The 12,924-nt window shown below is 61.9% G+C and carries 9 protein-coding genes and 2 pseudogenes; 4 read left to right on the forward strand and 7 right to left on the reverse strand.

Annotated elements, in window-relative coordinates; translation table 11 throughout:
* Position 1 precedes the first annotated feature (1 nt).
* Positions 2-1,353, reverse strand: a pseudogene (locus HP062_RS24125) (3-oxoacyl-ACP reductase).
* Positions 1,354-1,575: 222 nt separating this feature from the next.
* Between HP062_RS24125 and HP062_RS24130 the strand changes: the two are divergent.
* Positions 1,576-2,853 (forward strand): acetyl-CoA C-acetyltransferase, encoded by a 1,278-nt coding sequence (locus HP062_RS24130; RefSeq protein WP_077750209.1) that lies wholly within the window; start codon positions 1,576-1,578, stop codon positions 2,851-2,853.
* On the opposite strand, the gene HP062_RS24135 is transcribed toward HP062_RS24130, so the two are convergent.
* Positions 2,840-3,868 carry a bile acid:sodium symporter family protein gene (locus tag HP062_RS24135; RefSeq protein WP_077750210.1) on the reverse strand — a complete coding sequence of 343 codons (1,029 nt, stop codon included), beginning with the start codon at positions 3,866-3,868 and terminating at the stop codon, positions 2,840-2,842. The genes HP062_RS24130 and HP062_RS24135 overlap by 14 nt on opposite strands.
* A gap of 84 nt (positions 3,869-3,952) precedes the next feature.
* Here HP062_RS24135 and HP062_RS24140 point away from each other — a divergent pair, with 84 nt between their 5' ends.
* The gene (locus HP062_RS24140) at positions 3,953-4,744 is read left to right on the forward strand and encodes a helix-turn-helix transcriptional regulator (RefSeq protein ID WP_083375120.1); all 792 of its coding nucleotides are present in this window, start codon (positions 3,953-3,955) and stop codon (positions 4,742-4,744) included.
* A gap of 165 nt (positions 4,745-4,909) precedes the next feature.
* Here the strand turns inward: HP062_RS24140 and HP062_RS31585 are convergent, their stop codons facing one another.
* Both HP062_RS31585 and HP062_RS31590 read right to left on the reverse strand, forming a co-directional pair.
* A complete protein-coding gene (locus HP062_RS31585; protein ID WP_370655161.1) occupies positions 4,910-5,677 on the reverse strand; it encodes a methyl-accepting chemotaxis protein in 768 nt (255 codons plus the stop codon).
* Positions 5,678-5,815: 138 nt separating this feature from the next.
* Positions 5,816-6,856: pseudogene (locus HP062_RS31590) on the reverse strand (cache domain-containing protein); the annotation flags it as partial.
* 446 nt (positions 6,857-7,302) lie between these two features.
* On the opposite strand from HP062_RS31590, the gene HP062_RS24150 reads away from it, so the two are divergent.
* Positions 7,303-8,196, forward strand: a complete 894-nt coding sequence (locus tag HP062_RS24150; protein WP_010463815.1) for a PA4780 family RIO1-like protein kinase — start codon at positions 7,303-7,305, stop codon at positions 8,194-8,196.
* A gap of 137 nt (positions 8,197-8,333) precedes the next feature.
* Positions 8,334-9,551, forward strand: coding sequence for an MFS transporter (locus tag HP062_RS24155; protein WP_172792133.1), 1,218 nt, complete (start codon positions 8,334-8,336; stop codon positions 9,549-9,551).
* Here HP062_RS24155 and cueR read toward each other — a convergent pair.
* The 3 genes from cueR to HP062_RS24170 all read right to left on the reverse strand — a co-directional run bounded on the left by cueR (position 9,505) and on the right by HP062_RS24170 (position 12,899).
* The gene (cueR, locus tag HP062_RS24160) at positions 9,505-9,918 is read right to left on the reverse strand and encodes a Cu(I)-responsive transcriptional regulator (protein ID WP_010463810.1); all 414 of its coding nucleotides are present in this window, start codon (positions 9,916-9,918) and stop codon (positions 9,505-9,507) included. The genes HP062_RS24155 and cueR overlap by 47 nt on opposite strands.
* Positions 9,915-12,308, reverse strand: a complete 2,394-nt coding sequence (locus tag HP062_RS24165; RefSeq protein ID WP_172792134.1) for a heavy metal translocating P-type ATPase — start codon at positions 12,306-12,308, stop codon at positions 9,915-9,917. Before HP062_RS24165 ends, cueR begins: the two co-directional genes overlap by 4 nt.
* 207 nt (positions 12,309-12,515) lie before the next feature.
* Positions 12,516-12,899, reverse strand: coding sequence for a hypothetical protein (locus HP062_RS24170; protein WP_010463805.1), 384 nt, complete (start codon positions 12,897-12,899; stop codon positions 12,516-12,518).
* Between the last annotated feature and the right edge of the window lie 25 nt (positions 12,900-12,924).

Consider the following 12,924-nt stretch of genomic DNA (forward strand, 5'->3'; position numbering starts at 1 on the left):
TTCATGCCCCCAGGACGCTTTGGCCGCAGACTCGCAACGCTTGCCCGGTGAACGCGCCGGTCCCCGGCTGAGCAAGCCACGCGACGGCTTCGGCAACGTCTTGTGGCAGGCCGCCCTGGCCCAAAGAACTCATACGTCGCCCGGCCTCACGGATGCCGAACGGCAGGTGCGCGGTCATCTGGGTTTCGATGAACCCCGGCGCCACCGCATTGATGCTGATGCCGCGTTGACTCAGCAGCGGCGCCCAGGCCTGGGCCAGACCGATCAGCCCTGCCTTGCTCGCCGCGTAATTGGTCTGCCCGCGATTGCCGGCGATGCCGCTGATGGACGCCAACAGAATCACCCGCCCGTTGTCATGCAAGGCGCCGCTGTCGAGCAGGGCCTTGGTCAGCACTTGCGGCGCGTTGAGGTTGACGGCGAGCACCGCGTCCCAGAATTCGGGGGTCATGTTGGCCAGGGTTTTGTCGCGGGTGATGCCGGCATTGTGGACCACGATGTCGACGCCGTCGGGCAGCAATTCGATCAGCTGCGCGGCGGCGTCTTCGGCGCAGATGTCCAGGGTGATGCTGCGCCCGCCGAGGCGCGCAGCGAGTGCATCGAGGTCGGTTTTGGCCACAGGTACGTCAAGCAGGATGACCTCGGCACCGTCACGGGCCAGGGTTTCGGCGATGGAAGCGCCAATGCCGCGCGCGGCACCCGTGACCAGCGCCTTGCGCCCGGCCAGTGGGCGAGTCCAGTCCGACACCTGCGTATCGCAAGCCTTCAAACGAACCACCTGGCCTGACACAAACGCACTTTTGGGCGAGAGGAAAAACCGTAGCGGCCCTTCGAGTTGATCCTCGGCGCCGTCACCGACATAGATCAGCTGCAAGGTGCCGCCGCTGCGCAATTCCTTGGCCAGCGAGCGACTGAAACCTTCCAACGCACGCTGTGCGCTGGCGGCGAACGGGTCGGTCAACGTCTCTGGCGCACGCCCCAGAATCACCAGGTGCGCGCTGTGATCAAGGTTCTTGATCAGCGGCTGGAAGAACTCGCGCAACTGTTTGAGCTGATCGGTATGCACCAGGTCACTGGCGTCGAACACCACGGCTTTGAGCTTGGGGCCGTGGCCGGGAATCCACGCGGTGGCCAGCGAGGGGTCAGTGCCGTAGCTGTAGATCGCATCGGTCAGGCGATTGGCAAAAGCGCTGACTTTCTCTGTCAGCGGGCCGCCGCCAATCAACAGCGCCCCTCGACAGGCCGCAGTCGGCCTGCTTGCCACCGCTCCAGGCGTACCGGAGACGGCAGTCCCATGGCCCCGACCAGACGATGGCCGATGGAGGAATTGGCGAAGTCGATATAACGGTCAGACATGGAACGCACTCCGGCAGCTGGGGTTCAAAGTGTGGACCACGAATGGCAATCAGTCGTTCGATCCACGATATAAGGCCTACGCTTGAACAGTGTAGGAGCGAAGCTTGCTCGCGAAGACGATGTTTCATTCAGAGGAGATATTGAATGTGCCGGCGCCTTCGCGAGCAAGCTTCGCTCCTGCAGGGCCGGTGTTTACATCTGATTTTTTGACAGGAGCTTTTCATGACCCAGCTGCGCCGCGTCGCGATTATTGGCGGTAACCGAATCCCCTTCGCCCGCTCCAACGGGCCTTACGCCACCGCCAGTAACCAGGCGATGCTCACCGCAGCGCTCGAAGGCCTGATCGAACGCTACAACCTGCATGGCCTGCGGATCGGCGAAGTGGTCGCGGGGGCGGTCCTCAAGCTGTCCCGAGACATGAACCTGACGCGCGAGTGTGTGCTCGGTTCACGGTTGTCCCCCGGCACCCCGGCCTATGACATTCAGCAGGCGTGCGGCACGGGCCTTGAAGCGGCGTTGCTGGTGGCGAACAAGATTGCCCTGGGACAGATCGAGTGCGGCATTGCCGGTGGCGTCGATACCACCTCGGATGCGCCGATCGGCGTCAGTGAAGGTTTGCGCAGGGTGCTGCTGCAAGCCAATCGCGCCAAGACCACCGGCGACAAACTGAAAACCTTTCTGCAGCTGCGTCCCCGGGACTTGATACCGGAGTTCCCGCGCAACGGCGAACCGCGCACCGGTTTGTCCATGGGCCAGCACTGCGAGTTGATGGCCCAGACCTGGAGCATCCCCCGCGAAGAACAGGATCAGCTGGCGCTGGAGAGCCATCGGAACCTGGCCGCGTCCTACGCCGAAGGCTGGCACAACGACCTGATGACACCGTTCCTCGGCCTGACCCGCGACAACAACCTGCGCCCGGACCTGACCCTGGAAAAACTCGCTTCGCTGAAACCGGCCTTCGAGAAAAGCGCCAAGGGCACGATGACGGCGGGCAACTCCACGCCGCTCACCGATGGCGCGTCACTGGTACTGTTGGGCAGTGAAGAATGGGCGAAGGAACGTGGCTTGCCGATCCTCGCCTATTTGCGTGACGGCGAGGCCGCGGCAGTGGATTTCGTCAACGGCGCCGAAGGGCTGTTGATGGCGCCGGTGTACGCGGTGCCCCGTTTGCTGGCGCGCAATGGCCTGACCTTGCAGGACTTCGATTACTACGAAATCCACGAAGCCTTCGCCGCGCAGGTGCTCTGCACGTTGAAGGCCTGGGAAGATCCGGAGTATTGCAAAACCCGTCTCGGCCTCGATGCGCCGCTGGGCTCCATCGACCGCAGTCGCCTCAACGTCAAAGGCAGTTCACTGGCGGCCGGGCATCCGTTTGCTGCGACCGGCGGGCGCATCGTCGCCAACCTGGCGAAGTTGCTCGACGCGGCGGGCAAGGGCCGAGGCCTGATCTCGATCTGCGCCGCTGGCGGCCAAGGGGTGACGGCGATTATCGAGCGCTGATCAGTTCGGCGTTCTGCTGCGCGATGCGTTCACGGTTGCGGTTGGCGTAGCTCTCGGCCATCACCGAGCAGACGATCAACTGCAACGGGTGATAAATCATGATCGGCAGCAGAATCAGGCCCAGGCCAGGATTGGCGCCGAAGATCAGCGCCGCCATCGGCGCACCGGCCGCGAGGGATTTCTTGCTGGCGCAGAACACCGCAGCGATCTCATCCGCCGGGCTGAATTTCAGTGCGCGAGCGGTGCGGGTAGTCATCCACAGGATGACTGCCAGCAGCATCACGCTGCCGATCAGTGCGCTGAGAATTACGCCGTTGCCCTGTTGTTGCCACATCCCCGAGACCATCGAGTTGCAGAACGCCGAGTACACCAGCAACAGAATCACCAGCTTGTCGACGATGTTGGTGTAGCGCTTGTGGCGTGCGAAGAACTTGCCGAACATCGGCCGCAACAGTTGGCCGAGCACCAGCGGCAACAGCAACATGGCGCAGAGGTCGAGCAGCGTCGACCCCAGATCGATGCCGCCAGCACCGCTGCCGACTACCAGGCTCACCAGCAACGGCGTCAGGAAAATCCCCAGCACGCTGGACAGGCTCGCGTTGAGAATCGCCGCCGGCACGTTGCCGCCCGCGCTGCCAGTCAGGGCCACAGACGACGAAATGGTCGACGGCAGGGCGCAGAGGTAGAAGAAGCCAAGCATCAACAGCGAAGGCACGTGCGAACCCAGCAGCTTGTCGCTCAGCAACCAGATCAGCGGGAACACCATGAAGGTGAAACCCTGGACCATCACGTGCAGCTTCCAGTTCTTCAGGCCATGGCTGATCTGCTCGCTGGAGAGGTTGACCCCGTGCAGGAAGAACACGAGGAACACGCCGATGTTGATCACATATTCCGCGTGCATCCCGCCACCCGTGGCGCCAAAGACCGGGAAGAAATACGCCAGCAGCGTGGCGATCAGCATGCCGCACAAGAACCAGTCGGTGACCACGCGTTTGAGGTGTTTGAAGGCATGCATAACGGCCACCGAATACATTTGTAAGAATTGATGACTTAGCCTAACGTCGGCCCTATCTGCCGTCTTGCGACATAAGGCCAATCAATGCCGGCTAACGGACAACTTTCCCTCGAACGGGCCATTCCGACGCTGAAGGCGCTACCGCGTCCGCTGTTCGCTCGGGCGGAAAGTCTGAATGCCGGGTCGTGGACGCCACCTCATCGCCACGATTGGGTGCAGTTTTCCTACGCCATCAGCGGCGTTCTCGGCGTGCACACGGCTGAGGGCAGTTTCTTTGCGCCGCCGCAGTGGGGGATCTGGATTCCGGCGGACCTCGAACACCAAGTGGTGACCTCGATGCGCGCCGAAATGCGCAGCCTTTACGTGCGCCGCGAGGACTGTGAGTGGGCCGACGGGCGTTGTCGGGTGCTGGAAGTCACGCCGCTGGCCCGGGAGCTGATCAAGCGTTTTTGCTTGCTGCCGGTGGAGTATCCGCAGGGCGATAGCCCGGAAACGCGGCTGGTGAATGTGCTGCTGGATCAGTTGGCGAATCTGCCGGAGGTGGGGTTTTCCCTGCCGTTGCCGCGTCATGAACGGCTGCTCGGGTTGTGCAATGAGCTGATCGAACGTCCGGAGCTCAGTGTGACGTTGCAGGAATGGGCGCAACGCCTGGGCACCTCGGAAAAGACGCTGATGCGCTTGTTCCAGCGCGAGACCGGGCTGAGCTTTCGCGGGTGGCGACAGCGAATGCGGTTGCTGTCGTCGCTGAGTTTGCTGGAGGAGGGCGACAGCGTGACCCATGCCGCGCTGTCTTGTGGGTATGACTCGACGTCGGCGTTTATTGCGGCGTTCAAGGGGTTGTTCGGCTTCACACCCGGTGAATTGTTCAAACAGTAATTGTGGCGAGGGAGCTTGCTCCCGCTGGAGCGCGAAGCGGTCCCAATTCAGTAAACACGCTGTATCAGGTATTCCGTGTTTACCGGTTTGCGACCGCTTCGCGGCCGAGCGGGAGCAAGCTCCCTCGCCACAGGTATCGGTTTTCGACCCGTTAGATCAGCGACCTCAGGTCCTGAAGCGACGAACCAACCCGTCCAGTTCATTCGACAGCCCGGCCAGGCTCTGCGAGTCCAGGCGCGCCGAGTTCGCCAGTTCTGCCACCAACTGCGCGTCGCCATGGATCTGGCTGATGTGCCGGTTGATGTCTTCGGCCACCTGATGCTGTTCTTCCGCCGCCGTGGCGATCTGCGTGTTCATGTCGCGAATCACATCCACCGACTCACGAATCAGCCCGAAACTGCTGCGCGCTTCACCGATGCGGGTCACCGATTGTTGCGACACTTCCAGGCTCGCATGCATCTGTTGAGTCACTTGGCTGGTGCGCTTGGCCAGGTTGCCCAGCAAGCCATCGATTTCCGCCGTGGAATCCGCCGTGCGTTTGGCCAGTGCCCGGACTTCATCCGCCACCACTGCAAACCCGCGACCTTGCTCACCGGCCCGTGCAGCCTCAATGGCGGCGTTCAGGGCCAGCAGGTTGGTCTGTTCGGCAATCGAGCGAATGGTCCCCAGGATCGACTGGATGTCGTTGCTGTCGCGTTCGAGCTGTTGCATCGACTGCGCCGACTGTTCGATTTCCTGGCTCAGGCGATCAACGCTGGTCACGGCCGCATCAATCTGTTGCTGACCTTGACGCGCCTGGCGCTGGCCACTGTCGGCGGATTCTGCCGCCTGGCTGCATGAGCGCGCGACTTCGTTGGCGGTGGCGACCATTTCATGGAACGCCGTGGACACCATGTCCACCGCCTCACGCTGGCGCCCGGCGGCTTCAGCCATGTCGCTGGAAACCTGGGTCGAGCTTTTGGAGGTGGCGAGGATCTTGGTCGCGGCACCGCCGATGCTTTGGATCAGGTTACGAATCGCCGTCAGGAACTGATTGAACCAGTTGGCCAGTTGCGCGGTTTCGTCGCTGCCACGGATTTCCAGGTTTTTGGTCAGGTCGCCTTCACCTTGGGCGATGCCTTCCAGGCCGCTGGCCACGCTGCGGATCGGTCGCACGATGACACTGGCGAAACTGGCGCCAATGATGGCGAAGAACACTGCCAGAACGGCGGCGATGATTGCGATCAGCCAAGTCAGTTGAGTCGCGGAGCTCATCACATCGTTTTGCTTGATCAGGCCGATAAAGGTCCAGCCCAGTTGCTCCGACGGCCAGACGTTGGCCATGTAGCGTTCGCCGTTCAACTCGACTTCCACCAGGCCTTTGCCGGCCTTGGCCAGTTGCGCATAACCTTCGCCGAGGCTGCTCAGGGCTTTGAAGTTGTGTTCCGGTTGTTTCGGATCGACCAGCACGGTGCCGGTGTTTTCCAGCAGCATCAGGTAGCCGGTTTCACCCAGTTTGATCTGCTTGACGATCTCGGTGAGCTGCTTGAGCGTCACGTCGATACTGACCACGCCGCCGTTGGTGCCCAATTGGTTGTCGATGGTGCGCACGGTGCTGACGTAGGTCGCATCGTCCTGGGCCCAGTAATAGGCCTCGGTGCGAAATGGTTTGCCCGGCTTGGCCTGGGCCGCCTTGTACCAGGGGCGCTGGCGCGGGTCGTAATTGTTCAGCTTCGCGTCGTCCGGCCAGGACACGTAACCGCCCGCCGCAGTGCCGAGGATGGCATAGGCGTAGGACGGATGGCTGTTGCCCAGGTCCTGCAGGAGGCTGAAGACCTTTTTGTCCATCTCGCCCTGGGGAATGCTCTCGGCGTTGGCGCTCATGTAGGTCTTGAGGCTGTCGTCGGAGTTCTTGATCAGCGGTTGTCTGGCCAGGTAGTCGACGTTCTGGCTGATGCCGTCGAAGAACAATTGCATGGCGTTGCTGACCTGACGAATTTCACGACCACTGCTGTCGACGAAATTCTCCTTGGCGTCACTGCGCAGATTCAGCACCACGAGGGGGGCGACCAGCACCACGGGCAGGCAGGCGATGATTGCAAACGCCCAGGTCAACTTCTGTTTGATGTTCATCCGCGCTCCAGATTTTTCTTGTAGGCCCACGCAGTGCAGATGACTCGCGGATTATTGGCAGCCGTAAACGTATTTGATCAACCCGGATCCCTGAGCGCGCCATCGTTTTTGTGGTCGGAACGATTGTCGGACAAATCACTCTGTCACTGAGGACTTCGGCTGAATTAATGGGAAATTGAGGCTTTGTGAGAAATATCCTACGAAGGGTGTGAATTAAGGTGTCAGCTTCTGTCGCAAATGCCCTCGCACCCCTTCGCCACACAGGGGTGCAGGCTCAGCTATGATCTCGGGCGGCCGATGACGACCGAAAGGAGTTGGCCGATTAATTCGGCACATTGTGTGCATCACGACGTTCATAGGTCGGCAACCCCTCCCCGAACGAGTGGATTGCCGTATAACGAATGACTTTCGCGTGTTTGGTAATAAAGGACCCACAATAAAAGCTGATGAAGACTCCAAAACGCATTGAACCCCTGATCGAGGACGGTCTGGTCGACGAGGTGCTGCGCCCACTCATGAGTGGTAAAGAAGCAGCTGTTTATGTGGTGCGCTGCGGTAACGAGCTACGTTGCGCGAAGGTCTACAAGGAGGCGAATAAACGCAGTTTCCGTCAGGCGGCCGAATATCAGGAAGGCCGCAAGGTGCGCAACAGCCGCCAGGCTCGAGCGATGGCCAAAGGCTCGAAATTCGGTAAGAAAGAAACCGAAGACGCCTGGCAGAACGCCGAAGTGGCGGCGCTGTTCCGTCTGGCCGGTGCCGGTGTTCGGGTGCCCAAGCCGTATGACTTCCTCGAAGGCGTACTGCTCATGGAGCTGGTGGCCGACGAGTACGGCGATGCCGCGCCGCGTCTGAACGACGTGGTGCTGGAGCCGGACCAGGCGCGCGAATATCACGCGTTCCTGATTTCGCAGATCGTGCTGATGCTGTGTACCGGTCTGGTGCACGGTGACCTGTCCGAGTTCAACGTGCTGTTGACCCCGACGGGCCCGGTGATCATCGACTTGCCGCAAGCGGTAGACGCGGCGGGCAACAACCACGCGTTCAGCATGCTGGAGCGGGACGTGGGCAACATGGCGTCTTACTTCGGCCGGTTTGCGCCAGAGTTGAAAAAGACCAAATACGCCAAGGAAATGTGGGCGCTGTACGAAGCCGGCACCTTGCACCCGGCCAGCGTGTTGACGGGCGAGTTCGACGAACCGGAAGAATTGGCCGACGTCGGCGGTGTCATACGCGAAATCGAGGCGGCACGCCTGGATGAAGAGCGTAAACAGGCGGTGCGCGCGGCAGATGACGCGCCACCGGGCAAAACCGAAGAGCCGCCTCCACCGTGGATGCAGTGATCGGTTGACGAAAACCCGGCTTCGGCCGGGTTTTTTGTAAATGCTGATCCCTAAACACTGGAGATCATTTGTGGGAGTGAGCCTGCTCGCGCCTACAGTGGATTGTTCCCTGCGACTCCCACACTCAAGGACTGAATGTGAACCCCTCCACCCGCAATGCCCAACTGATCATCGCGGCCCGTCTGGTCTCGGACTTCGGCGCCTTTCTCAACATGGTCGCCCTGGCCACTTACGTCTACCTGCTCAGCAACAGCGCCATGAGCGTTGGCATTTTCCTCGCCAGCCGGGTGGGCGGAGGGGTTTTCGCCAGCTTGATCGGCACCTCGTTCTATCGCCGCTGGGCCGGGCGCATGCCGCTGATTGCCTTTGATTTGCTGCGCGCAGGGTTGTTGGGCCTGTTGCTGGTGCTGCCGGTCGCCCAGCAAGCGCTGCTTTTACCGTTGATCGCGTTCGGCCTGGGGTTCGGCAACTCAATGTTCGCCATCGGCCTCAACAGCCAGTTGCCGCACCTGATCGAAGGCGAGCACTTGCTCAAGACCAACGCCTGGATCACCTCGGCCTCGTCGGCGGCCATGGTCGGTGGGAGCCTGGTGGCAGGACTGTTGGTGGCGGCCTTCGGCTTTGAAACGGTGTTCGCATTGAACGTGGTCACTTATCTGCTGGCCGCGTTGTTCATCCTGCCGTTGCGGTTTTCCCGACCAGCATCCGATCCCGAACAAGCCCAGCCTCGTAGTGAGTGGCACGCCTTGCGCCAGGGCTTGCGCAGTACGCCCGTGGTGGCCGCGATGCTCGCCGTCACCATGGCCGACACCTTGGGCAGCGCGGCGCACAACGTCGGCTTTCCGATCATTTCCCGGCTACTGACGCCCGAGTCGGCCAGCACCACGCTGGGCCTGATGCTGGCCGTCTGGGCGTGCGGAAAGCTGGTCGGCGCGCGAATCGCCAGTCGCCTGAAAGGGGCGGACAATGCACACCTGGAGCGGCGATTTTTCTTCGGGGTATTGCTGATGTCCTGCGGTTTTATCCTGATGTTCCAGCAGCAGACCCTCTACGGTTTGCTGTTGTTCTCGTTACCGGCCGGATTGGGTGACGGCTTCTCCGAGGTCGGCCTGATGTCGCGTCTGCAACGTGAACCGGACAGCCTGCGCCTGCCGATCTTCAGCTTGCTGACACTGCTGCAAATGACCGGTTTCGGGGTCGGCATGTTGATCGCCGCGCCGTTCTATTCGTGGTGGACGCCGGGGGCCGTGGTGCTGCTGTTCCACGGCGTTCCCCTGACCACGTTGCTGGTGGTGAAGGTGCTCGCGATCAAGGGCGAACGGGTGACGCGCAGCAGCCCGACTCCAGGTTCTTGAGGATCGGACAATCGGGACGATGGTCGCCCTGACAGTGTTCGACCAGGTCCTGCAGGGTGTCGCGCAACTGACCCAACTCGCGGATCTTCTGGTTCAGCTCGTCGATGTGCTGGCGGGCCAGGGCTTTCACGTCGGCGCTGGCCCGTTGGCGGTCCTGCCAGAGGGTCAGCAACTTTCCCACTTCTTCCAGCGAAAACCCCAAGTCCCGGGAGCGTTTGATGAACGCCAGCGTGTGCAGGTCATCGTCGCCATAAATGCGGTAGCCGCTGTCGGTGCGGTGGGCGGCCTTCAGCAAGCCGATGGACTCGTAATAACGAATCATCTTCGCGCTCAGGCCGCTGTGCCGCGCTGCTTGGCCGATGTTCATCGATTGTCCTCCAGGTCCTTGGGTTTCCAGGTTTTCAACAGTAACGCATTGCTCACCACGCTGACGCTGGACAGCGCCATCGCCGCGCCGGCCAGCACCGGGTTGAGGAAGCCGAACGCTGCCAGCGGAATGCCGATCAGGTTATAGACGAACGCCCAGAACAGGTTTTGCCGGATCTTTGCGTAGGTCTTGCGGCTGATTTCCAGCGCGGCGGGCACCAGTCGTGGATCGCCGCGCATCAGGGTGATGCCGGCCGCGTGCATGGCAACGTCGGTGCCACCGCCCATAGCGATGCCGATGTCGGCAGCCGCCAGGGCCGGGGCGTCGTTGATGCCGTCGCCGACCATCGCCACCACGCCGGTCTTTTTCAGTTCGGCGACGGTGGCGGCTTTGTCTGCCGGCAAGACTTCGGCGTGGACATTGGTAATGCCCAGCGCTTCGGCAACCACTTTGGCACTGCCGCGGTTGTCGCCGGTCAGCAAGTGGCTGCTGATGTGGCGTGCGCTGAGCTGTTGCACCGCGTGCAGCGCGCCGGGTTTGAGGGTGTCACCGAACGCGATCAGGCCCAGTACCTTTGGCTCGGGGTTTTGTTCGATCAACCAGGAGAGGGTACGGCCTTCGGTTTCCCAGGCGGTTGCGGAGTCGGCCAGATCCCCTGCGCTCAAACCGCTTTCTTCCAGCAGCCTGCGATTACCCAAGGCCAAACGACGGCTGTCGAGCGTGCCGGCGATGCCGCGACCGGTCAGCGATTGACTGTCGCTGACGTCGGCCACGGTCAAAACCCGTTCGGCGCAGGCGTCCAGAACCGCCTTGGCCAGCGGGTGTTCACTGCCGCGTTGCAGGGCGCCGGCCATTTGCAGCAGGGCGGCTTCGTCACCGTTAATGGCACTCAGATGAGCGATTCGCGGCGAACCCGAGGTCAGCGTGCCGGTCTTGTCGAACACTACGGCGCTGACTTCATGAGCGCGTTCGAGCGCTTCGGCGTCCTTGATCAGAATCCCATAGCGGGCCGCGACGCCGGTGCCGGCCATGATCGCGGTCGGCGTGGCCAGCCCGAGTGCGCAAGGGCAAGCGATGACCAGCACGGCGACGGCGTTGATCAACGCGGTTTCAATCGGCGCGCCGTACAACCACCAGCCAATCAGCGTCGCCAACGCGATCAACAGAACGGTAGGCACAAATACCTGACTGACTTTATCCACCAGCTTCTGAATCGGCGCTTTGGCGGCCTGGGCGTCTTCGACCAGACGGATGATTCGCGCCAGCACGGTTTCCGCCCCCAACGCTTGAGTGCGAACCAGCAACCGGCCTTCGCCATTGATGGCACCGCCCGTGACCTTGTCACCGGGTTGCTTGGGCACCGGCAGGCTTTCGCCGCTGATCAGCGCTTCGTCGGCGTGGCTCTGGCCTTCGACCACTTCACCGTCCACCGGGAAGCGTTCGCCGGGTTTGACCATGACCAGGTCGTTGAGGCGCAAGGCGCTGATGGCAACGTCCTGCTCGCGGCCGTCGATCACCTGAATGGCGCGTTCCGGGCGCAAGGCTTCGAGGGCGCGGATGGCGCTGGCGGTCTGGCGCTTGGCACGGCTTTCCAGGTATTTGCCCAGCAACACCAAGGCAATCACCACCGCCGAGGCTTCGAAATATAGATGAGGCATGCGCCCGGCCGCCGTGGCCCATTCATAAAGACTCAAGCCATAGCCGGCGCTGGTACCGAGGGCGACCAGCAAATCCATGTTGCCAGCCCCGGCGCGCACGGCTTTCCAGGCGGCCACATAAAAACGTGCGCCGAAAATGAACTGCACCGGCGTGGCCAGCGCGAATTGCACCCAGGCCGGGAGCATCCAGTGCACGCCAAACGGTTGCAGGAGCATTGGCAACACCAGCGGCAGGGCGAGGGCGATCGCCATGATCAACGCCCAGCGCTCACGGTGCAGGCGCTGCTGTTGCTGATCGGGTTGCGGGTGTTCGACTTCCCAGACGCTGGCGCTGTAACCGGCTTTGGTGACCGCGGCGATCAAGGTTTGCGGATCGATGTGTCCGAGCAGTTCCAGATGCGCCCGTTCGTTCGCCAGGTTGACGCTGACGCTTTTCACCCCGGGCACTTTGGCCAGCGCCCGTTCGACGCGGCCGACGCAGGAAGCGCAGGTCATGCCGTCGATGCTCAATTCCAGACTTTGCTGCGGCACGCTGTAGCCGGCCTGCTGCACCGCGTCGATCAAGGCCGGCAGGCTGTCGCCGGGCGCCTGGACCCGCGCCTGCTCGGTGGCGAGGTTGACGCTGACGGCAGAAGCGCCGATGACTTTGCTCAAGGCACGCTCGACACGCCCCGCGCAACTGGCGCAGGTCATGCCGGCAATCGGCAGATCGAACGTAGTGGATTCGGACATCGGTCGCGCTCCCTGTAGAAGATGTCTACAGGATCAACCTTGCCATGCTGGCAAGGTCAAGCGCCATGTCTCAGATCAAAAGACCTGATCGTTCCCACGCTCTGTGTGGAAATGCAGCCGGGACGCTCCGCGTCCCATTTAAAAGCCCAACGCAGAGCGTCCGTTGAGGTGTTCCCCCGCAGAGCATGGGAACGATCGGTGTGGCGATTAGTAGTCGAGAGCGGTGGGCTTCAGGTACATCCCTTCCTGCGTCATCGCAATCCGGAACTTCAACACGTCCCCGGCCTTGAGCGTGATGTTCTGCGAACCCGGTGCGAGCATGCCCGGGTTGCAACCCGGTGCCTGGCCCGGCAACAGTTTGAGGCGCAGGGACACAGTGCCCGGCGGCAGGTTGAACGAGGTGCTTTGTTCCTGGAACAGCCGCGCCGACAGTTGGTCCTGGATATAGACGCCGATCTCGCAGGAGGTCGCGACTTCGAGACGCTCGCGAGAAATGATCAGTACGCCATAGTCCTCCCCGGCGGCTTGAACCGAAGGTGTCGCGGCAAATAGGCTGAGGAAGCCAAACAGGCTGAGAGCTGACCAGCGCATGGCTGAATCTCCTGAAGTCGAGTCA

This window comes from Pseudomonas sp. B14-6, from assembly GCF_013260315.1.
Taxonomy (GTDB): domain Bacteria; phylum Pseudomonadota; class Gammaproteobacteria; order Pseudomonadales; family Pseudomonadaceae; genus Aquipseudomonas; species Aquipseudomonas mandelii.

Bases quoted from the DNA above. Each gene is read 5' to 3' on its own strand.
- HP062_RS24130 (WP_077750209.1), top strand. From the start codon at position 1,576: ATGACCCAGCTGCGCCGCGTCGCGATTATTGGCGGTAACCGAATCCCC.
- HP062_RS24135 (WP_077750210.1), bottom strand. From the start codon at position 3,868: ATGCATGCCTTCAAACACCTCAAACGCGTGGTCACCGACTGGTTCTTG.
- HP062_RS24140 (WP_083375120.1), top strand. From the start codon at position 3,953: ATGCCGGCTAACGGACAACTTTCCCTCGAACGGGCCATTCCGACGCTG.
- HP062_RS31585 (WP_370655161.1), bottom strand. From the start codon at position 5,677: ATGGCTGAAGCCGCCGGGCGCCAGCGTGAGGCGGTGGACATGGTGTCC.
- HP062_RS24150 (WP_010463815.1), top strand. From the start codon at position 7,303: ATGAAGACTCCAAAACGCATTGAACCCCTGATCGAGGACGGTCTGGTC.
- cueR (WP_010463810.1), bottom strand. From the start codon at position 9,918: ATGAACATCGGCCAAGCAGCGCGGCACAGCGGCCTGAGCGCGAAGATG.
- HP062_RS24165 (WP_172792134.1), bottom strand. From the start codon at position 12,308: ATGTCCGAATCCACTACGTTCGATCTGCCGATTGCCGGCATGACCTGC.
- HP062_RS24170 (WP_010463805.1), bottom strand. From the start codon at position 12,899: ATGCGCTGGTCAGCTCTCAGCCTGTTTGGCTTCCTCAGCCTATTTGCC.